The following is a 20,822-nucleotide window of genomic DNA, read 5'->3' as shown; positions in this document are numbered from 1 at the left end:
GTGTTCCCGATGGGCTCCACTATGAGCGAAGAGACCGTCGCCGGGTCCTCCTGCTTTATCACGCTCTCGACTATGCTGGCGCACAGCACGCCGCACTCGGGATACTTCAGCCCGTAGGGGCACCTGTAGCAGGTGGGCGGGAAGACGTGGACGTACCCCCCAGGGAGGGGCTCGAAGGTCGACCTCCTCTTCGTCACCCCGGACGCCGCCAGCGCGCCCAGCGTCGCGCCGTGGTACCCCTCGTACCTGGAGACCACCTTGTACTTCTGCGGGTGGCCCGTCTGCCTGTGGTACTGACGCGCGAGCTTCATCGCCGATTCTGTCGCCTCGGAGCCGCCGCTGAGGAGCTTGAACGTGTGCAGGTCCCCGGGGGTCACCTTGGCCAGGAGGGCTGCCAGCTCTATGGCGCGCATGTTGGTGGCGTGGAGGGGGGGCGCGAACGCCAGCTCGTCGAGCTGCTGCTTCATCGCGTCGATCACCCTCCTGTTCCCGTGGCCCACGTTGACCACGAAGACACCAGAGAGCCCGTCGAGGTATCTCTTGCCGTGGACGTCTTCGTACCAGACCCCCTGCGCGCTCTTCATCACGAGCGGGTCCTTCGCGAAGTCTTTCATCTGCATGAAATCGAGGAAGAGGTGCTCTACCTCTTTGTTCGTCTCGCCCAATTCTCTAGGTTGGTACGGTAGCTTCTGGTATTAAGTCTGTAAGCTCGTTCAATCTTGTCCCAAGATCGAGACCTTCCTGCCCGTGTGCCACAGGCATAAGACCCCTCCGCGACCCGTCGCAGACCACTTCGCTCTTGCGTTTCGGCTAGCGCCTTTGACTGGCTTCCCGTCGATGGAGATCACCGCTGGTTTGAAAGACAACGAAAGTACTTCGCGCGCTTCGAGGTCGCAAGTCTCGTATTCCACCTTCTGGCTGGCATATGAAATCCGCTTCACGACCGAAGTCGACCTCAGCAGGTGATCCTCTCCAGACGGTGCCAGTTCGGGGATTGCTCCGATGGTGGCCGCCACATTCCTGATGTAGTCTGCATATCCGTCGGAGAACCATGGGTCCCCCGGCCTTGTTATCGTCTCGTCTCCGTCTACAATCTGCTGTGGGAAGGTGTCGACCATTCCATCGGCACCGACGAAGTAGGTCGACGCGTTCAAGCTCCGTAGCGCTTTCTCTCGGTAGCTTTTGTCCCCTGTGGCTTCGTACCACATTGCGCAAACAGACGCGAACCTGGCGGTGTGACTCGGCATGGGGCAGAACGACCAGAGTTGCTCGTTGACGAATACTGCGCCCCACCTTTCTTCCCCGAACGTGAGTTCTACCCAGTCCAGTATCTTCTTTGCGTGCTCTTTCCAATCCGCGTCGAGCGCTTCGCGCTGTTCGAGCAGGTATCTTGCAGTCTCAAGTGCAGAGTACTGTTCCCTGTTCTGGTTCATCGGATCCAGCATGATGTCCTCGAAGTATCCCTTCCATTTGTTCGATTTGAGCGGGTAGCTTACCAGCCAGGACCAGGCTTCTTTCTTCGCCTTGCCGTACCGCTTGCTGTGGCTCACCTTCGTAAGTTCATCGAAGAACTTCAGATGGGCAACCATGTTCGACGTGTATTCTTCTCGAGGTTTTCCGTTCCAGCCAAACGCCCTGAAAGGCCATGGGGGTCTGTCGTAAGAGGATGGACGGACGTTCTTCAGCAAAGCGTCCGCCATGCGTTCAGCGGCTTCCAGATACTCCCGCTTGTCTGTGACGCTATAATACTGGACCAGCGCCCGGCCGAACTCGCTGACTTTGTCTGGCTCGATGACGCCGATCCCGTCACCCGTCCCCGGCCTGAGCTCGTGTATGTAGTTGCGCGGCGGCGGCTTTATTGTGTAAGCGGCTTCGTCCGCTCCCTGGTACTCCCTCGCCCCCGAGTCGCTGCTCGCGAACGGGACCCCCGCCCAGACCCAGTCCTTGGGGGTCAATCCGTGGGCTAGCGTGTAGTCTAGCATCTCCCCCACCAGACCGACGAGGTCTTCTTCCGCTGAATATGGGTAGTACCTGACTAGGGAATCGACGAACATCGAGTACAGCCCAGCGGGGTTGTGCGGCCACGCCTTGCCCCTGTGCGGTGGATCGCTTGAGAACGTAGGGTAGGAAAGATAAGACCTCAAGCCGTTATCTTCCACAGGCACCTTTCTGATGAAATCCCACGCCAGCTTCATGACGCGGTCGTACGCCCGCGACTCCGGACCAAGCCACGGCTTCAGCCTGCCCGAAGAGTCAAGTTTGACCTTGTGAGATGCGAACGAATCCATTCAGGCGGACAGATAATCTCTAGGTCTTTAAGCCTGCAGCTGGCCCCAGCCAGTGCGTCTTCTGAATCGCGCTACGAACCATGGAGGCGCAAGGTCGACGCCTTGCGCGAAGATTCTTGTGCCCGTACGACTGATTCGTAGGACAGATCCATCGAGCCACCAGCCGCGGTGAAAGGGGTCCCAAGAAGCTCCGCTTCTCGCGGAGGTCCTGCCGGTCCCGCTCTCATCCGCTCCGTTCGGCATATGGATGGATTCCTGAACCGTGCCAGCCCGTCTGGTCAGAAGACTTCACGGACCTCTTAATCGACGTAGGAGCGCTCGAACCAAGTCTCTGAGCTACACGCCTGGGCCGTGCAAGCTCCTATGACCCCTAAAAGACATATATTCGCCACGCCGGAAACGACGTACGATGTCCCAAGGGAAGTCTTTGGGCAATTTCCTGAAGGTCGCACTGGTCTGTTCTCTTCTGGCTCTCGGAACAATCACCTTTCTCGGCAACGTGACCTTGGTTTCGCCTGGGGTCGTGAACGCGCAATCATCTCCGGCTTCAAACGGGACCCTCAAGATGACATTCGCTGGGACCCTGACCACGCTGAATCCCTTCGGTGCGACATGGCCTGACTGGTGGGTCATCCAGTTAGAATACGCATTCTTCGGTGCGCTGAACCCGAACGGCTCCGTGAACCCTCAGCAGTCGCTTGTCAATTCGTACTCTTCCAACTCGAACTACACGGTCTGGAACTTCAACGTAAGACCTGGAGCGAAGTGGTCGGATGGCGTGCCGATAAACGCAAGCGATCTGATATACACATTGGGCGTAGCTCTCCAGCCGGCCAATTACCCATTCTCATGGGCGCCGAACGTCGTGTCGATGACTGCCCGCAACGCGAGTGACATGCAAGTGGTCCTCAACAGCTCCACCGCCCAGTTTGGAACCTACCTCATGTCCCAGACGACGTGGCCTGTCCTTCCATATCACATATGGAAGAACGAGAACGTGTCTTCGTTCAGGAACTTCGGGACTGATGTCGTGGACGGGCCGTACTACGTCTCGAACTACCAATCGGGCCAAGGGACCATAACGATGCTCGCCAACCCATACTATTGGGGAGGCGTACCCGCTATCAAGACGCTTCAGATTGCACTGACAACCGCTTCTTCATCCGCTCCCCTTCTGCTGAAGACCGGCGCCGCAGACGTGGGGCAGATCGCGACCAGCGACGTGGGTGCCTTCTCATCGACGCCCTCGATAAAACTCATCAAGGAATCCTACCAGTATCCGACGCTTCTTCTGTGGAACTCTTCCAGCGTACCGTTCAACAATCTGAACTTCAGGCTCGCCCTGGCGCACATGGTCAACTACACCGCCATCGTGGACGAAGGCTGGAACGGCTTCGCTTCTCCTGGTGGCGCCAGCGCGTATCCGCCGGGGAACTATTACACCAACCCGTCCTTGCAGCCGTATGTTAACAGCATGTCTGAAGCGACCCAGTTACTGAAGAGTGCAGGCTATACCCTGAGTGGCGGGAAGTGGTATCAGCCCAACGGACAGCCGCTGACGCTCACTATCATCACTGACGGCCCGAACTCAAACGACGTCCTGTCTGCTGAGGCCCTGAGCCTGACCCTCACAAGCGCAGGGATACCCACGACGTATCAGACGGTTCAGGTCCCAACTTTGAAGCAGGATCTTCATGCGGGGCCGATGGGCAACCAGATGGTCCTGTACACTTGGACTGGTGGCTTCTATCCGGTGCCTGTGTTCGCGCTGGCGCCCAAGGTGCCCCCATCTGCCACGTTCGCCGTCACCCAGCCCTACTGGATGGGGACGCCTCAGGCTACCGCGCTCTATGACCAGACGTATGGGACGATGAGTCAGTACTCCACTCCGGCCAATGTCAGGCCATACGCCTACCAGCTCGAGAATCTCACAAACGTATACGTCCCGTACCTGACGCTGGACTATCCGCAGACAATCTGGGCGTACAACAGCACATTCACCGGCTGGCCCACGAATGGGTACTTCGACATAGGGTCTGGTGTGCTCAACTGGACCGCTCTAGCCACGATTCACGCGCCTCAAACTCAGACCATCACCCTCACGTCCACGACAAGCCAGAGCACTTCCGGCAGTGGGATAGCTGGCTCGTATGGGCTCCTGACAGCTGCGGTCGTAGTGCTCCTGATTGCAGCGGTATCGACCACCTATGTCTACTCGCGGCGGCGGCGCGCGAAAGCAAGCGAAGGCCCCAAGGCTGCTTAGAATTCAGCGCTGAGCTAGGCATCCGGTGCGAGTGGCGGTCCGCGACAGCGGAGACGGACAAATCGGATTAGCTGTTGCTGCTCCGCAAGAGTCTTGAGCAGACGAAGAACGCGAACACTATGGCATAGATTGCGACGACTGAGAGGTATGCGCTTGTCACGCCAGCGGACCCTAGCAGGAATCCGAAGACGAAGGGTCCTATAGTCACCCCTACGTCTTCCGCCGCTCCATATGCTCCGATCATCGTCCCTTCCCTCGATTTCCCGCCCAGGGAGATGAAACTGGCCAGGTTCAACGGAGTGAGCGCGGAGAAAGCGAGACCTCCCGTCAAAGCGGAGACGTAAAACAGCATCGGAGACCGAGCGAAGACGAGGGTCGCATAGGCGACCATCCCGACGCAAAGTCCGGCAGCGATCCAGGAGTCAGCCCTGCGCATCCCAACGAAGCCGATTATCGGTTGGAAGATCATCACGCTCAGGTTGTATGTCGCCAGCATGGCAGCGATCTCAAGAGGGGTTGCAGAGACGGGGCTTCTTGCCATCACGATGACTATCAACGAGGTCATCACCGTCTGGCCGACGAATGCGCCGATAGCTATGGCGCTCCCGGACAGAACCTTCAGCTTCGGCAGTGGGCGCCGGTCGTCCAGCTTCTCTTTTGCCTTCATCAGGTTGTCAGTTTGCCGGAGAGGAGAGACTAGCATGGGGAGCGACGAGACTGCAGCCAACGTTGCGGCGATGTAGAACCCCAGCACGAAGCCGAGTTCGCTGAAGACGAACCCCCCGGCCAAGATGCCGGCGATCCGCGAGGCAGACACCACCGAACCAAGAACTCCGAGCGTGCCTCCTCTGCGGTGCCCCTCGACGCCCTTGGTGGCTTCTGACCTCTGAACGACAGCCATCCCTGCGACGAGCCCGCCAATCGCCAACACGACCCCTGCTATGGTCAGAAAACTCCTGGACGACGCGAGCGCGACGAAGGCTGCAGACGACGACACCGCGATTGTTGGTCGCAGCACCGAATTCGGGACCCGGTCTGTCAGAATCCCCCACAGAGGCTCGAAAATCAGGGTCCCGAGCCCGAGGACTGTGAACTCTATCCCGATCTCGGTAGGGGAAAGATGAAGCCCTATGACGAAGTAGAGCGGGGCGAGCAAGGTGAACATGGCTCCTGCGAACTGGTAGGTGAATGAAGCCACAAGGGCCGAGACGCTGCCTATGACAACTTTCATGTCGGTCGCTGCATCATCGGCTTCAATGCCAGCCCCCGGCTTCTCAAGTCTTACGACTTCGGTGAACGAGTTATATAACTCGAGACAGCCGTTGTTCAAAGATGCACGAGATCGGCCTAGGCGCCGCGTTTTATCCTGAGCACTGGGCGCGTGACCGACTCCCGGTCGACGTCAAACTATTGAAACGCTCAGGCTCAAACGTCGTGAGGATGGGGGAGTTCGCGTGGTCAGACTTGGAGCCCGAGGAAGGTCGATACGAGTTCTCGTGGCTGGAGAACGCGGTCAAGATGCTGAAAGAGGCGGGGATCCAAACCATCATTGGGACGCCTACAGCTTCCCCTCCGCCTTGGCTCGTGGCCAAGCATCCGGACGTCCTCCTGGTGGACAGCCACGGTGTGAAGTCAGAATATGGAAAATGGCACGAATATTGTCCCAACAGTCCGACGTACCAGGCGTACACCAAAGAGATCGTATCAGCTCTGAGTTCAACTTTCAGCCGCGAGGATGCAGTCATTGGATACCAGATCGACAACGAAGCGCGTTGGGGGGAATCGCCGCCTTGGAAGTACTGTTACTGTGCCAGCTGTATCGCCCAGTTCAGGCGACATCTCGCAGAGAAGTACGCTGACATCGACAATCTCAACGAAATCTGGGGGGCTTCGTTCTGGAGCCACAGGTATGGTAGTTGGGACGAGATATCGCCGCCGTCTCCTCCCTATGACGCCTGGAACAGGAGCCTGGCCATCGAGTGGGTCCGTTTCAGGTCGGTCTCGTTCGAAAGATACCTGGCGCTGCAAGTTAACGCGGTCAAGAATGTCAGCCCCGGGAAGTTTGTCACCACTAACAGGATGCAGCTAAGTTCGTTTGTCGAGGTCGACTCCTTCGAGTTGGGTCGATTCATGGACTTCGTCTCGTTGGACCTGTATCCGAAGGGGCGATCAGACCGGACGGACCCAGCTTGGAACGCCATGCAGTTCGCTGTCGCGCGCGGCTCCTCGAAGTCGGGGAGCTTCTACGTGACCGAGCTCCAGGCCGGTCAAACGGACGGACATACGGTCCCTTCGCCGGAGGGGGTCCATACCACGATGATTGGGCTGCTGCCAGAGCAGGGTGAGATGAGGGACTGGTTCTACCAAGCCGTCGCCCACGGGTCAAGGGCGAACCTGTTCTTCAACTGGCGTACGAACACTCGAGGGAAGGAACAGTACTGGCACGGGGTCCTTGGGCACGACGGGGAGCCGAACGACAGGTATCGCGAGATGCAGAAGATAGGTAGGGAGTTGGGTCCGCTCAGCGGCGCAGTCCTGGGTTCGCGGCTCCAGTCGTCGGTTGCTGTCATCATGAGCTTTGACTCGTTGTGGGCTTCTGACGTGATTGAAAGCGGCTATCATCCTGTAAGTTACATGCAGCAGCTGTTTGCTTCGTACCGCGGCCTGTGGAACGCGGGTGTGGTGCCGCAAGTCATAGGTCCAGATGCGGACCTGAAGCAGTTCTCCCTGGTGGTCGCGCCGTTCATGTATCTCTTCGACAGGCGGCTGGCTTCGAAGATCAAGTCGTATGTTGCCTCGGGCGGTTTCATAGTCTGCACGGCAAGGTCGTTCGTCAAGGACGAATACAACAGGGTCATGGCCGAATCGCCCCCCGGAATCCTCACAAACGTGCTCGGCTTCAACCTAGGACGATACTCCAGGCTTCCCCTGGGGGAGAAGGAGACGACCATACGCGTTTCTCGGAACCCGCTGACCGGGAGCCGCTCACAAATCAAGTGCTCAGGATGGATTGAAGAGCTGTCTCCTGTAAAGGGCGCGGCGACCATGGGGGTACACGACCACCCGCTCCTCAAAGGAGCGCCCGCGATGATACTTCATCGATATGGGAAGGGGAGGGCGCTGACCGTAGGCGGATTCCCGGATTCGGATTTCTATTCTATGCTTGGATTGAAGGTGAATGATGGGCGGCGCATGGAATTCAGGGGCGGGACCGGGGTGGAGGTTGTGGAACGCACCAATGGCGGTCGAACAACAGTGTTCGTGATGAATCATGGGTCGACAGAGCGCCGCCTCTCTTACGCCGCGAAGGGGAGGGTGAGGGAAGTGCTTTCAGGTACCGAATGTGGAGCAGAAGGCAAGATCGTCCTCCCTCCGCATGACGTCCGCCTGTTCCATGTGGACGACTAGGTCACTGTCACACCGACTCCTGATGCCGAAATCTGTGGTGTTGCTGTTGATAGGAATCGTCCGAGAATGTTTATACAGAGAACCGCGACGAACGGCCTTGCTGCGATAGTTGGTAAACGCGCGGTACTTGGTGTCGCGGGCGATTGGAAGCTTAGTTACTTTTTTCGTAGTGTTAGTGCTCAATTTCGTGCTCCCTCGGCTGTTGCCGGAAAGTCCGGCACAGATTCTTGCGTCGAACGCGAGGCTTCCTCAGGTCGTCGCGGCGCAGCTCACCATAAAGTTCGGGCTCGACCAGCCCGTCTATGTGCAGTTCGAGAAGTATCTGCTCGGGGTGTTCAGCTGGCCGCCGAATCTTGGGGTGTCATATTCGTTCTATCCAAGCTCGGTGCTCTCAATCATACTTCAGAGGCTTCCGTGGACCCTGTTTCTCGTTGGGTCCGCAGTGTTCGTCTCTTGGATTTTGGGGACTCTCCTGGGGATTGCGGCTTCTATGAGATCCCGCTCGCTCTTCGACAACTCATCCCTTGTCGGTGCAATAGTCATTTACACCTTCCCGGCTTTCTGGATTGGGCTGTTCCTGCTTTGGTTCTTTGGGATAGAGTTCAGGATTTTTCCGGTCTTCGGCGCGTTCTCGACTAGCTCTACCGGTGTTCTGTCATTCCTGTCATCCGCGGGGTTACATGCTGTCTTGCCTATCCTCGCGCTCGTCCTCGCCAACTTCTCCGGTTATTTCCTCTTGATGAGGAACAACATGATAAACGTGATGCGGGAGGATTTTGTTATCCTCGAGAGGGCCAAGGGTGTCAGTGACTTCAGGATCGTCTTGAACCACATCGCAAGGAATGCTATGCTCCCGGTCTTCTCTCTCCTCAGCATGAACCTTGGGCTCGTAGTCAGTGGCGCCATAGGCATCGAAATCGTCTTTTCCTATCCCGGGGTGGGTTACTTGATATACCAAGCAGTCACTTCGCACGATTATCCGTTGATACAGGGTACATTCCTTGTGATATCCGTCGCTGTCATCCTGATGAACTTCGTCGCCGACGTGCTTTACGGATACATAGACCCAAGGGCGAAGCCATGATCAAATCTAGTGATATCACAAACGCGTTTTCTAACAAGAAGCTCCTTTCCGGCACTGTCATCACAGCCACATTCGTTCTGATCGCCATCTTCGGTCCCTTTGTGGTCTCGAACCCTGTGCAGCCGGCGTTGGACCTTGCTTACCTTCCGCCAAGTCTCCGTTTCCCGCTGGGGACGGACAACTGGGGGCGGAGCGTCCTCGCGGAACTGGTCTGGGGGTCAAGGATTTCCCTGACCGTTGGGGTAGTCTCCGCTACCGCTGCCACGCTGATCGGTACCCTTGTTGGTCTAGTCGCAGGCTACTTCGGAGGGATCGTCGGAGAGGTCATGATGAGGCTCACTGACATAATGCTGATCATTCCACCCTTGGCATTGATGATACTCCTGGCGGTCTACTTGGGTCCAAGCGAGACGACTGTGATCTTCATCATAGCGATTACTGCTTGGCCCTTCATCGCACGAACCGTAAGGTCGGAGGTGTTGACCAGGAAGAACAGAACTTACGTGCACGCGGCGAAGGTGACGGGAGTCGGCACCAGGGAGATCCTGTTTTCCTACATCCTCCCTGACATCCTGCCAGTGGTCCTTGCCAATGCGGTCCTTACGGTAACGGCAGCCATTGTGGCTGAGGCGACTCTCGACTTCATCGGGGTTGGCGTGACGAGCATAGTCAGTTGGGGCGAAATCCTGTACTGGGCTCAGCAGTCGGCTTTCTACTACAACGCCTGGTGGTGGATTCTATCGCCAGGGTTGGCGATAGGCGCGCTTGGGACAGGCTTCATGATGATCGGGTTAGGAGTTGAAGAGATAACTGGCCACCGTTGAAGTGCGAGGACTTACAGCCAAATACGCCACGAGGTCAGGTGCCGTCACAGCAGTAGACAACGTCAACTTCAGCATCGAGAAGGGAAAGATCATGGGGCTTGCGGGCGAGTCTGGGTGCGGAAAGTCCTCTCTCGCGCTGGCCATGCTGAAACTCCTTGAACCGCCGAACACAGTCTCCGGCGAGGTCTATGTGGGAGGGCAAGAAGTGATTGGCTTGGACGGGGCGTCTCTCAGGGACCTCAGATGGAGGAAGGCGTCGATTGTCTTCCAGAGCGCCATGAACGCTTTCGATCCAGTCCACAAGGTACAGTCGCAGATGGCAGAGGCGATTCGCGCGCACACAAACATCAGCACGCGGGACTTGAACAGGACCATGGATGACCTGCTCAGAGCAGTGAGGATCGACCCGAAGTACAAGAAAGCTTATCCCCACGAGCTTAGTGGTGGCATGAAGCAAAGAGTTGCGATAGCCATGGCGATGGAACTCAGGCCCCAGCTCTTGATAGCAGACGAGCCTACAACGGCCCTGGACGTCGTGACTCAGCGCCAGATACTCATCCTGATGAAACGCCTCAGCCGAGAGCATGGGACATCAATGCTCGTGATATCCCACGACCTCTCACTCTTGTCTGAGGTGTGCGACGAGATCATGATCATGTATGGCGGACGGACCATAGAGATAGGAGGTGCCGAGGAGGTGGTCCGGCGTCCGCTACATCCATACACGGGTCTTCTTCTGGAATCGATTCCTAGCCTCTATGAAAAGCGGAGTTCGTTACGCGTGATCAAGGGATATCCTCCATCTCTCGCGAGCCTGCCTCGAGGATGCCACTTCCATCCGCGATGTCCGTATGCCACTGATGAATGCACAGTCACGCCCCCCGCGATGACCACTCTCGACGGATCGCACGCAGCTGCATGCTATCACCCTCGTGTCCAGTGAGTCTCATGGAGCGTACCCCTCTGTTTCAGCTAGACCATGTCTCTGTGACGTATCGAAGAGGGGCACTTACTCACCAGGAAGTGCGGGCAGTTGACGACTTCTCTCTTGACATATTCGACGATGAGACAGTAGGGGTAGTCGGCGAGACGGGGTCAGGGAAGTCCACCATAGCGAAGGTCCTCACAAGGCTTGAAAATCCTACAAGAGGACGAGTGTTCTACAAGGGTCGAGAAATGAAGAGCCTCTCCGCCAAGTCGTTGTTCAATTTCAGAAGCGAAGTGCAGTTGGTGTTTCAAGACCCGTACGAGTCGTTGTTCCCAAGGCACAATGTCAGGAAGACCCTCGAGGTTCCATTGAGATTGCACCGAGGCGGAGGCAAAGCGCCGTCGGACTCGGATGTGGCGGAGTTACTCGACCTAGTCGAACTGGACAGGTCGATCTTGGAGAAATATCCACGAGAACTGAGCGGCGGAATGCGGCAACGCCTCAGCATAGCTCGGGCCCTCGCGGTACATCCGAAGTTCGTAATCCTCGACGAGCCCGTCTCTATGCTTGACATGTCAATCAGGGCAGGAATATTGAACCTGCTCATGAGGCTCAAGAAGGACGAAGGCATCTCATACATGTACATAACTCACGACCTCGCTTCGGCGAAGTTCATCTGTGATAAGATGGTGATAATGTATCTCGGAAAGATAATCGAAGCAGGTGCCTCCGGGCAAGTGCTCGACAGGCCGGCTCACCCTTACACAATGCTGCTTCTCGACAGCATATTCGACTTGAAGAGGCCAGGGCAGCTGCTGGAACTCCCAGAGCGCGAGGAGTTGGAGTCTTCGATGAGCCTGCCTCGAGGATGCCACTTCCATCCGCGATGTCCGTATGCCACTGATGAATGCACAGTCACGCCCCCCGCGATGACCACTCTCGACGGATCGCACGCAGCTGCATGCTATCACCCTCTACAGGAATCGAGGTCAGGAAGTCGGAGTCACTAACCAGGCTCTTCTAGGTCAGCGCGCGTCGGATGCAGACTTCGGCTGTCGGACGATTCATAGGGAGCAGACCTCCTGCGCCATGGGGATTCGGGTAGATGGCACGTGACGCATCATGCCCTGTCCGTCCTTGGACCGAACAGGAGGGGCTGACTTCTCTGTCATCGCGAGCCCTTCTCCTGACTCGATCGAGGCGCAAGAAAGTAATTAATACCAAAGTTCCGAGACAAATCCATTGCAAGGCGCCAGGATTAGCGTAGTAGGGGCCGGCAGCACCAACTTCTCTCTCGAGCTCGTGAAGGACATCTGTCTCACTCCTTCGCTCGCGGGGAGCACGATCAGCTTCATGGACATCGACCAGAAAAGGCTGGACGCGGTACACACCCTGGCGTCGAGGTACGCCAAGGAGATGAAAATCGACCTCAAACTGGAGAAAACGACCGAGAGAAGGAGGTCTCTGCAGGACGCGGACTTCGTGATCAACTTGGCGCTCGTCGTCGGGCACAAGGGATACACGAAAGTCTGGGACATGGCGCGGAAGCGAGGTTACAGGTTCGGAGGGAGTTACCACGTGATGCACGACGAAGGCTTCTGGATCAACTTCTACCAGTTCAGGCTCTTCGAGTCGATTGTCGAGGACGTGCTCGAGGTCTGTCCCAATGCTTGGTACATTCAGCTGGCCAATCCTGTCCTTGCAGCGACGACGTACCTTCGTAGGAAGTACCCCAAGCTGAATTTCGTCGGGATGTGCGAGGGGCCTAGGTCGATATACACCATGTCAGAAGTGTTCGGGTTGGACCCTGGCAAGATCAGCTTCGAGATGCCTGGTGTCAACCACTTCGTTTGGCTGACCCGCTACTACAGCGACGGAGAAGACGCTCTCCCTGTCATCGATTCCTGGATCCGGAAAAATGGAAAGCGTTACTGGCGCAGCCAGACTCCCAGCACCAAGCTCGGCCCCGTCGCATTAGACCTGTACGACAGGTTCGGCGTCTTTCCCATAGGTGACACCTGCACTCCCGGCGGAGGTTCGTGGCCTTGGTGGTACCACGAAGACACGGAAAAAGAGAAGAGGTGGGGCGAAGATCCCGAGTGGTGGTGGAGGCGCGAACTGGGCGACCTTGACAGCCGCGGCTCCGAACTCGACAAGCTGCTTAATCTCAGCGCGCCTATCTCAGACGTCATCCTTCCGGAGAAGTCAAGGCAGTTCACTGTGCCCTTCATCGAATCAGTGATGCGCGACATCCCGCGGGTCCTGCCTCTGAACGTCTTGAATACGAACGGGTCCTTGCCAGGCGTGCCGGACAACTTCGATGTGGAAGTCCCGTGTCTTGTCACTAGCCACGGGGTCCAGGGGCAGAGGTCGTCAGGCCTCCCCTCCAACCTCGTCGGATACATACTCAGGGACAGGGTCGCACCCGTGGAGACAGAGCTCGAGGCGTACCAAAAGGGGGACAGGGACAAGCTGCTGGAGCTCCTTATGATGGACCCGTGGACGAAGTCGGAGGGACAGGCCAGCGGGCTGATGAAGGACGTGTTCGCGGACAGGTCCTTCTCTGAGATGGCGAAGCATTACACCTGAGCGGGCGTCAGGAGAGCCCGAGGGGGGAGCTCGAAAGCTTCTCCGGGCCCCCTTCCCTCACGACGTAGATGTCCTCGATCCTCATCCCTCCGGGCTTCGGGGAGTAGACCCCAGGCTCGAGCACGACTACGGCGCCCTCCTGCAGCTCCCTCTCCTCCCCAGGGATGAACCACGGCGGTTCCTGGTCGTCGAGGCCGACCCCGTGGCCCGCGTGGTGGGGGAGCACCCCGAACCCCCCCTTCTCGAGGGCTGCAGACACCGCCTCGTACACGTCCCTCCCCTTCGTCCCGGGGAGCAGGAGCCTCTCCCCCGCCTCCTTCGCCCTAGCCAGCGCCTGGAGGGCGCCCTCCTGCTCAGGGGAAGGCGGAGCGCCGACCACGAACGTCCTGCAGAGGTCTGACCAGTAGTTGCCCGAGGCGGCGTGGAGGTCGAGTATGATCGTGTCCCCCCTGGCCAGCCTCCTCCGCGTGGGCGGCCCCCCGCCGGCCAGGGACCCTTCGCCGGCTGCGAAGTCTCCGTTTATCCACGCCGCGTGCCCGTGCCTCCTGAAAGCGTCGCGGTCCACTTCGGCGTAGACCTCGAGCTCCGTCGCCCCCTCGATCGCGGACGCCTTCGCCGCGGCGAACCCGGACTCCACCATCGCGGTCGCAGAGCGCACCGATCGGACTTCGTCTTCCCCCTTCGACGCGCGCATCCCGAGCAGGGCCCGCGAGGCTCCTACAAGCTCGGCTCCCGGTGCCGCGCGCCCGATCGCCGCGGAGTAAGCCTGGGGGAGGTGCCAGTCCTCGACAGCTATGCGCTTTGCCCGACCGAACTTCTCCCCGAACCAACGGCGGAGCTCCTCGGCCAGCCTGTCCCCGTAGATCACCATCGTGTCCTGCAGGTCGTAGTCCCTGTAGGCCCGGCGCGCGACCCCGGGGATCTCCCCGGCTACGTCGTCAGAGGTCCCCAGGAGCAGCGACCCCCCGCCTGTCCGGTCCACAGCGAGGAACGAGGTGAGGCGCGGGCCTTTCATCAGTATCTGCCAGGGATGGGTGTTGGTGTCTGCCCCGGAAAGGTAGAATATGTGCTTGGGGTTCGATATCAGGGCGCAGTCGGCGTCCATCCTCTCGAGCGCGGCGGCGAACAGGCGCCTCCTGCCCGGGGGTGTGTCGCGTTCCACGCGGGCCGGGTGCGCTGGCGGGTTAAATCCTTGAAGAGCGCCGAGGTTCGGCGGAGCGGTCGCGGCCGCTCAGCACGACGAGCCGGTTGCGTCCCTTCAGGCCGAAACCTTCTTCAGCAATCCAGGGCAGCAGGGGCAGATGGTCCAACCCGAGGGGGCGAAGCGCATCGGATGGGCCGACTTCGAAGCGGTGGGGCTGCGGGCCGGCACGATAGTGAAGGTCGAGGAGTTCCCCGAGGCGAGGAAGCCGGCGTACAAGATCTGGGTCGACCTGGGTCCCCTGGGGGTGAAGAGGTCGAGCGCCCAGCTGACGGCGCTCTACAAGAAGGAGGAGCTGCTCGGCGCCCAGGTCCTCTGCGTCACCGGCTTCGGGCCCAAACAGGTGGCCGACTTCATCTCAGAGGTGCTCGTCACAGGCTTCGTCCTCCCGCAGGGGGTCGTGCTCGCGAAGCCGGAGCGGGCCGTCCCCAACGGGACCAGGCTCGCCTGACGCTCTCCCTGATGCTCCCTGCCTGGTCGAGCCTGCCGCCGGCTCTCCGGGGCCGCCTCAGGTTCATTAACCGGCTGGGGGTCCTCCGCCCGTCCATGTCAGACCAGGAGCGGCCCCCCGCGTCGCAGAGGGGGGTGCTGGAGGAGCTGTTCGACAAGAGGCGCGTCACGGTGGTCCTGGCCGTCTTCCTGGTGGAGCTCGCCCTCTTCGTGGCCGGGCTGCTGACCCCGATCTCCCCTTCGACCCAGCAGAACCTGACCCAGCAGGCGGGGACCCAGTTCGCCCCCCTGAGGTCCGCGGGCTTCGCCTCGGAGGTCTACCTGATCTTCACCCACAACCTGGCCCTGGCCCTGGGGGAGATGGTCCCGCTGCTGGGGGCCTTCCTCCTGGCCTTCTCGATGTACACCACCGGGCTCGTCGCCCAGGCCCTGGTGGCCGCCCAGGGGCTCCCGGGGCCCACGGCCCTCTTCCTCTTCGCCTTCCCCTACTCCTTCATCGAGCTCTCGGCCTACGCCATAGCGGCCGGGGCGGGGGTGATGGTGGTCGTCGCCTGGAGGGGGAACAGGCTCCGCCGGGAGATGAGGGTCCTCGCCCTTGAGGGGGCGGGGGTTGTCGGGGTCCTGCTGCTCGCCGCGACCATGGAGACCACCACCACCTACTCGCCGCTGCTGGGGCTGGTCCTCTGGCTCCCCACCACCCCGGCCCTGGCCGGGCTCTGGGTCTTCGCGAGGAGGCGGGCCAGGAAGCATGGGACGGCCGAGGGCTTGCTCCCGGCGCCAGGCGAGGGCGCCGCGGACGCGCCGAGCGTGTGGACCGGCGCTGCGGGCCGCCCCGAGGACCCGCGCGCGAAGGCCTTCGAGCGGGCGTACATGGAGTCCCACCCCGCAGGGCCTCCCCCGGCGGCCGAAGGGGAGAAGGAGCAGGACCCGTAGCTGGCGGCTACGCGGCCATGAACCGATATAATCTGCCGCGCAGGGAAGCGGGCGTGCCGGGGGCTGGGCTGCGCAGGGTCCTTTCGGTCTCCCTGGTGCTGTCGCTGCTCGCCCTCCAGGCCGCGGCGGGGGCGCTCCCCGTCGGCGCGACCGGGGGAGGGACTTCCACGCCGATCAAGCACGTGGTGACCGTGATGATGGAGAACCACAGCTTCGACAACATATTCGGGCTCTACCCGACCATGAACAGCTCCGACCCGGGCCCCCTGGCCTCTTCCCTGCAGGCCCCCGAGGACGTCCTGGGCGCGCCCCCGGCCATGGCCAGGGCCCTGTCCCAGGTCCCCAACGGGACCTACTCCACGGTGGACCCCAACGAGGGGGTGTACCGGCAGGACTTCAACGGCGGGAAGATGAACGGCTTCGCCGCCTACGGGAGCCAGTCGATGACGTACTTCGGCCCGGCCCAGCTGGCGGTGGAGTGGGACTGGGCGGAGGAGTACGCCGTGGCCGGGAGCTACTTCTCGAGCTGCCTCTGCAAGACGGACCCGAACCGCCTCTACTCCCTGGCGGGGTACGGGGCCGGTCTGACCGGGGACAGCGGCCCTCCGCCATACATCCCCGCCAGCCAGTCCATCTTCGCCGAGCTGGCCAGCCACGGGGTGAGCTGGGGATACTACGTGCTCAACCCCTCGGCGGGGGACTTCCCGCTCGGCTACTTCAGCGGCTTCGGGGCCTATTCCTCGCAGGTCCGCTCCTGGTCTGCCTTCGACGCGGCCCTGGCCGGGGGGACCCTCCCCTCGGTGTCCTGGGTGATGCCCGTGGGAGGGGGGGCCGGGTCCGGGGTCTACGACCAGCACCCCTCGGGGAACGTCACGGCCGGGGAGGGGTGGCTCCTGGGGGTGGTCGACCGGGTGATGGCGAGCCCCTACTGGAACTCCACCGCGATCTTCGTCACCTACGACGAGGGGGGCGGGTACTACGACCAGGTCCCGCCGCCGGTGGTCGACGGGGTCCAGCTGGGCTTCCGTGTCCCCATGTTCGTCATCTCCCCCTACGCCAAGGAGAACTACGTCTCTGACACGGTGATGAACCACGCGTCCCTCCTGGCCTTCGTGGACTACAACTGGCGCCTCCCGGCCCTGAACCCGTTCGTCGCCGCCTCGGGGCTCCCGCTGGACATGTTCGACTTCAACCAGAGCTACCCCGGGGGCGGGGTCCTCAGGGCGCCGGTGGTCCTGCAGAACGGCAGCTCCTACCCGGCCCCCCTCCAGATACCCCTGGCCGCCCTCCCCTACCAGCGCGAGGGGTCCTACGGCGGGACGCTCGCGTCCCTGGGGGCGCCGGACTACGTCGGCTCCAACTCGACAGTGACGCCTTTCTACGAGACCCTGCTCTTCGCGGGGGCGGCGCTGGCGGCCGCCGCCCTTGTCCTGGCCCTGGGCTACCTCCGCGCGTTCAGGGGGCGCAGGGGTCCGGCCCGTGGAGCACCTTCAGGGACCCCCCCTCCCCGGAGAGCCCGAGGGCGGGGAACGCGTCTTATCCCGGCGGCCCGCGGGCGCGCCCATCTTGGAACTCTGCAACAAGGGCCACTTCGACAAGGAGGGCAAGTGGCATAAGTGCGGCCTACCGGTTGAGCACCTGGACCGCAGGCTGGTCCACGTCCACACCTGCGGCCTCCCGTCCATGAAGCTCCCAATGGACGTCAACGGGGCCTGCAGGTACGGGTGGATCGACCCGGAGGAGCTCGCCAGGGTGGCCCGCGGGCCCGACACGGCGCCCCCGGGGGCGGAGGGCGGACAGGAGCCCCGCGCAGCCGAAGGCCGCGACAAGGGAGACGACGAGTGGCCGGAAGACGGACCGCAGGAATACTGACCCTGGGCCCCTGCGAGGGCGGCTGTGCTACTGGCCCCCGGACGGCGCGTCCGAAGAAGGCGGGACGAGGTTCAGCATGTACCTGTTGATGCAGTCGATGTCGTTGTCCATCCGCTCCAGGGCCATCCTCCTGAACCGAGCGAAGATGTCTTTGAGCGACTCCTCGTCGAGGCCGTTCACCAGGGTGGCGTTCCCCAGGAACGAGATCCAGCCGGCGTTGGTCTGCCGCATGAAGTTGAGGCACTCGGTCACCTTGCTGACCGTGTCGAGCCTGTCCTTGGGCTCGTAGGCCTCGATCTGTGCGCGCAGCTGCGCGACGGAGTCACGTATCTGGACGATGTTCCTGTTCCAGTCGCTCACAGCGGCGTCCGAAGCGTCTTTCGTACTAAAAGATTGCTGACCGCAGGTTCTGTTGACTCTGCACGGCAAGGTTAGCGTTGCCCCTTCTCATCAGACCTCTTGACATAGCTCAGAATTGAGGGGCGCTTCTCTTGTTCTTTCAGGATGTCAGCTCGAAGTTTCTTTATCGCTTCCTGAATGTCTCTCTCTCGGTCTCCTTTGAGTCCGGCCTCAATCCACATTCTGTCTAGGTCTCGTTCAAGACTCGGGATTTTCTTCCGAGTCGAAAGAATCTTCAACTCTGGCTTATCGAGAATTCTTGTAGCGAACCCTATTCTTTCAGCCTCTTGGGTAATGCGAGCCACCTCTGCGTTCCTTTGGTTGTCGTCCAGATAGAAGAGTTGGAACTTGAGAAATAAAGAAAGCTTCGAGTTTGGCACTATCAGCCCTTGAGGCGTCGTATGTGAACAGGAGAGCAACGCTTTCAGCTTCCTGACGGTATGGCTCTGTGGAAAGAAGTCAAAAGCCGTCGCGCTGGAAGGAACCGGACTGCTCAACGCCCTCATCAGTCTGTCATCATGATGCGACATCCTCGCCCGTTGCGGTTGTCCTTCGGGCGGCTGTCCGAGTTTGAGGCTGCTGTCATAAAGCTGAGGGAGCCATTAGTATTATGGGTTCATTGCTATTGGAGATTGCGTTGTATGCTTCGATCGAACTACGACTCGGGACAGCCAGGACGACTTCAAGAAGAGGATCTTGGCTTGACTTCAGATAGTCCTTTTTGACATACCCCAAGTTCGACTCTACAACCCCCCTCTTTTCTTTCAGTTCCCGCACTAGTTCGGCGGAGTTCGTGATAGAGGTCTTTACCTCGCCAAAGATTGCGATGGGTCTCTTCGCGTCCGCTTTGTAGACTAGAAAGTCGAAGTTTCGGACGCCCAACTCTAGGAGTGGGTCTGCCCTCAGGAAGTTGTAGCCGAGTTTTGTCGGCATGAACGCCGTCTCGATAAAGGGATGGACGCACAGATTCACAAGATCATCGTGCTCGTCCTGCCTCTCAATTGCAAGCGTGTATCGTTCTACGTTCCCTTTCCTGCCCTTCCGGTACTCGCTCCTAACCCGCCGTTCCTCATTTTTCTCGTCCTTGAGGTAGCGTTTCCTGAGATCTTCGTGGATGACGGTTCTTAGAAAGCCGTCATCGCTTAGAGCCATTTCCCATCAACTGGAAGGTGGCTGTCGGATCAACCTCGTTGAGGACAGCTTTGTAGAAGTCTAGGAAGCTCTCAAATGTCACGTGAACTCTAGGAACGAGGAACATAGCCCGGGCGTCTGCACTTATGCCGAACAAGGAGTCTTTGTCTTTGTCCTTGGCAGTCGCCACCCAGCTGAACGAGCCCTCTCTCTCGTGCGAGTTGACAAACTCGAAACGCGAGCTGTAGTTGTCCCTTATTCTTTCCACGCTGTCCTTGCCTAGTTCAGCTTCGCCGAGGAGGATTTGCCCCGAAGCGAGCATCGGAACCGCGATAGTTCCTTGTTGAGCCTTCGTCCGCTCAATCTGGAATCTCACCTGTTGCGAGTCAGATGTCATCCTCGTCTCTTCTTCTTCGACAAAGGAAAGCGCCTCATCTACGGCTTCGAACATCTCCGAGTTGATGCGAGTTATCACCATCATTCCATCATCAGTCATTTGAATGATGCCCTTGCGAAGTCGCATCGTCGTAGAGTATGGTCTTACGCCATAGAGTTCCTTTAGTTCCTTGAGGGTCTCGAAAGAATCCGATGCAGTCCAATGAACTTGACGATTCATACGAGGTCTGATTCTCGCGGGAAGAGTTTCATCCCCATATCTCCTTGCCCTGAACTCTTCGACCACTGGGTCGAACACATCTACAAAATGTGCTACCATATCCTCGAACGTCTTCGGCCTTATCCACATCTGCCCGAATCCAGGTGTAACGTTGACCACTTTTCTGAGAGTGCGCTCATACTCCCAACTTGTCGAGGCAGAATAGAAGAGAAGAAGCCTCGGCGTGTAGCTTGTGACGTAGAAGTCCACGGTTGTCTTCTGACCTATGCGCCTCAGATTGGGAAGTGGGACAGATATCTGCCACACATCTCCAAGCTTCCTTTCGAGGTATGGCTCTAGTTTCTCCTTCCACCCATCTTCATATGTTCGAATGCCATGAACCTTAATCCACTTCCTTTTCTTGGAGTGAGGAAAGAGCTTCGGGGCGACTTCCACGAGCTTCTGCTGAAAGGTCTCGCGCGAGTAATGCCCATCGGGGACTAAGAAGTCTTGTGCTCTAGGCATTCCCTACGCACTAACCTTCACGCATTCGCGGGATAAACATGGCGGGAGCATTACTTAACCTCTGAGGTTCTTCTTGATTCTTTGTTCCGACTCTTGAGACGCTTCCCCTTTCTCATCTAGAATGCCCACGAGCTCGCAGAGGGGACTGAGGCAGTGACGGACCAGACGAGGAAGGCCAGGCTCGGCAGAGCAGGCTTGCAGGGGGGTCGGGGCGCGGCTCCCCTCCCGCTATGACTCGACCTGCCTTCTCCCCAGCTTCGACGGCCACCAGTTGTACCTGGCCGCCATGGCCATGAGCGCCGGGACGAAGAAGAGGATCACAACCGTCACGT

Annotated in this window: 19 protein-coding genes; 11 read left to right on the top strand and 8 right to left on the bottom strand. The window is 59.5% G+C overall.

Features of this window, described 5'->3' with window-relative positions; all coding sequences use genetic code 11:
• Positions 1-620 (bottom strand): aspartate aminotransferase family protein (locus JRN21_10670; GenBank protein ID MDG6989763.1); only part of this gene is annotated, 620 nt, incomplete at its 3' end.
• Positions 621-713: 93 nt separating this feature from the next.
• On the bottom strand, positions 714-2,288 hold the full coding sequence (locus tag JRN21_10665) for a hypothetical protein (GenBank protein ID MDG6989762.1): 1,575 nt from the start codon (positions 2,286-2,288) through the stop codon (positions 714-716).
• Positions 2,289-2,697: 409 nt separating this feature from the next.
• Here JRN21_10665 and JRN21_10660 point away from each other — a divergent pair, with 409 nt between their 5' ends.
• On the top strand, positions 2,698-4,551 hold the full coding sequence (locus JRN21_10660) for a hypothetical protein (protein MDG6989761.1): 1,854 nt from the start codon (positions 2,698-2,700) through the stop codon (positions 4,549-4,551).
• A 67-nt stretch (positions 4,552-4,618) separates the two neighbouring features.
• Here JRN21_10660 and JRN21_10655 read toward each other — a convergent pair whose 3' ends face one another.
• Positions 4,619-5,782, bottom strand: coding sequence for an MFS transporter (locus tag JRN21_10655; GenBank protein MDG6989760.1), 1,164 nt, complete (start codon positions 5,780-5,782; stop codon positions 4,619-4,621).
• A 101-nt stretch (positions 5,783-5,883) separates the two neighbouring features.
• Here JRN21_10655 and JRN21_10650 point away from each other — a divergent pair, with 101 nt between their 5' ends.
• From JRN21_10650 to JRN21_10625, 6 genes are all read left to right on the top strand, one after another.
• Positions 5,884-7,959 (top strand): beta-galactosidase, encoded by a 2,076-nt coding sequence (locus JRN21_10650; GenBank protein ID MDG6989759.1) that lies wholly within the window; start codon positions 5,884-5,886, stop codon positions 7,957-7,959.
• Between the two features lie 202 nt (positions 7,960-8,161).
• Positions 8,162-9,043 (top strand): ABC transporter permease, encoded by an 882-nt coding sequence (locus JRN21_10645; protein ID MDG6989758.1) that lies wholly within the window; start codon positions 8,162-8,164, stop codon positions 9,041-9,043.
• Complete coding sequence (locus JRN21_10640; protein MDG6989757.1) at positions 9,040-9,867, top strand: ABC transporter permease; 828 nt, start codon at positions 9,040-9,042, stop codon at positions 9,865-9,867. Before JRN21_10645 ends, JRN21_10640 begins: the two co-directional genes overlap by 4 nt.
• Before the next feature lies 1 nt (position 9,868).
• Positions 9,869-10,810 carry an ABC transporter ATP-binding protein gene (locus JRN21_10635; protein MDG6989756.1) on the top strand — a complete coding sequence of 314 codons (942 nt, stop codon included), beginning with the start codon at positions 9,869-9,871 and terminating at the stop codon, positions 10,808-10,810.
• 80 nt (positions 10,811-10,890) lie between these two features.
• Complete coding sequence (locus JRN21_10630; GenBank protein MDG6989755.1) at positions 10,891-11,805, top strand: ABC transporter ATP-binding protein; 915 nt, start codon at positions 10,891-10,893, stop codon at positions 11,803-11,805.
• A gap of 232 nt (positions 11,806-12,037) precedes the next feature.
• Complete coding sequence (locus JRN21_10625) at positions 12,038-13,384, top strand: hypothetical protein (protein MDG6989754.1); 1,347 nt, start codon at positions 12,038-12,040, stop codon at positions 13,382-13,384.
• A 7-nt stretch (positions 13,385-13,391) separates the two neighbouring features.
• Here the strand turns inward: JRN21_10625 and JRN21_10620 are convergent, their stop codons facing one another.
• The gene (locus JRN21_10620; protein ID MDG6989753.1) at positions 13,392-14,546 is read right to left on the bottom strand and encodes an aminopeptidase P family protein; all 1,155 of its coding nucleotides are present in this window, start codon (positions 14,544-14,546) and stop codon (positions 13,392-13,394) included.
• Positions 14,547-14,685: 139 nt separating this feature from the next.
• Here JRN21_10620 and JRN21_10615 point away from each other — a divergent pair, with 139 nt between their 5' ends.
• The 4 genes from JRN21_10615 to JRN21_10600 all read left to right on the top strand — a co-directional run bounded on the left by JRN21_10615 (position 14,686) and on the right by JRN21_10600 (position 17,840).
• Complete coding sequence (locus JRN21_10615; GenBank protein MDG6989752.1) at positions 14,686-15,036, top strand: tRNA-binding protein; 351 nt, start codon at positions 14,686-14,688, stop codon at positions 15,034-15,036.
• Positions 15,037-15,131: 95 nt separating this feature from the next.
• Positions 15,132-15,968, top strand: a complete 837-nt coding sequence (locus JRN21_10610) for a stage II sporulation protein M (GenBank protein MDG6989751.1) — start codon at positions 15,132-15,134, stop codon at positions 15,966-15,968.
• Positions 15,969-16,021: 53 nt separating this feature from the next.
• Positions 16,022-17,584, top strand: coding sequence for an alkaline phosphatase family protein (locus JRN21_10605; GenBank protein ID MDG6989750.1), 1,563 nt, complete (start codon positions 16,022-16,024; stop codon positions 17,582-17,584).
• On the top strand, positions 17,535-17,840 hold the full coding sequence (locus JRN21_10600) for a hypothetical protein (protein ID MDG6989749.1): 306 nt from the start codon (positions 17,535-17,537) through the stop codon (positions 17,838-17,840). Before JRN21_10605 ends, JRN21_10600 begins: the two co-directional genes overlap by 50 nt.
• 27 nt (positions 17,841-17,867) lie before the next feature.
• Here the strand turns inward: JRN21_10600 and JRN21_10595 are convergent, their stop codons facing one another.
• The 4 genes from JRN21_10595 to JRN21_10580 all read right to left on the bottom strand — a co-directional run bounded on the left by JRN21_10595 (position 17,868) and on the right by JRN21_10580 (position 20,490).
• Positions 17,868-18,200, bottom strand: a complete 333-nt coding sequence (locus JRN21_10595; protein ID MDG6989748.1) for a hypothetical protein — start codon at positions 18,198-18,200, stop codon at positions 17,868-17,870.
• Between the two features lie 71 nt (positions 18,201-18,271).
• Positions 18,272-18,745 carry a hypothetical protein gene (locus tag JRN21_10590; protein ID MDG6989747.1) on the bottom strand — a complete coding sequence of 158 codons (474 nt, stop codon included), beginning with the start codon at positions 18,743-18,745 and terminating at the stop codon, positions 18,272-18,274.
• 76 nt (positions 18,746-18,821) lie between these two features.
• Complete coding sequence (locus tag JRN21_10585) at positions 18,822-19,391, bottom strand: hypothetical protein (GenBank protein ID MDG6989746.1); 570 nt, start codon at positions 19,389-19,391, stop codon at positions 18,822-18,824.
• On the bottom strand, positions 19,375-20,490 hold the full coding sequence (locus JRN21_10580; GenBank protein MDG6989745.1) for a hypothetical protein: 1,116 nt from the start codon (positions 20,488-20,490) through the stop codon (positions 19,375-19,377). Before JRN21_10580 ends, JRN21_10585 begins: the two co-directional genes overlap by 17 nt.
• Positions 20,491-20,822: the final 332 nt, after the last annotated feature.

It is taken from the genome of Nitrososphaerota archaeon (assembly GCA_029785825.1).
GTDB lineage: Archaea > Thermoproteota > Nitrososphaeria > Nitrososphaerales > Gagatemarchaeaceae > UBA183.
The sequence above is the reverse complement of the archived record's forward strand: the minus strand, read 5'-3'. Positions and strand labels throughout refer to the sequence as shown.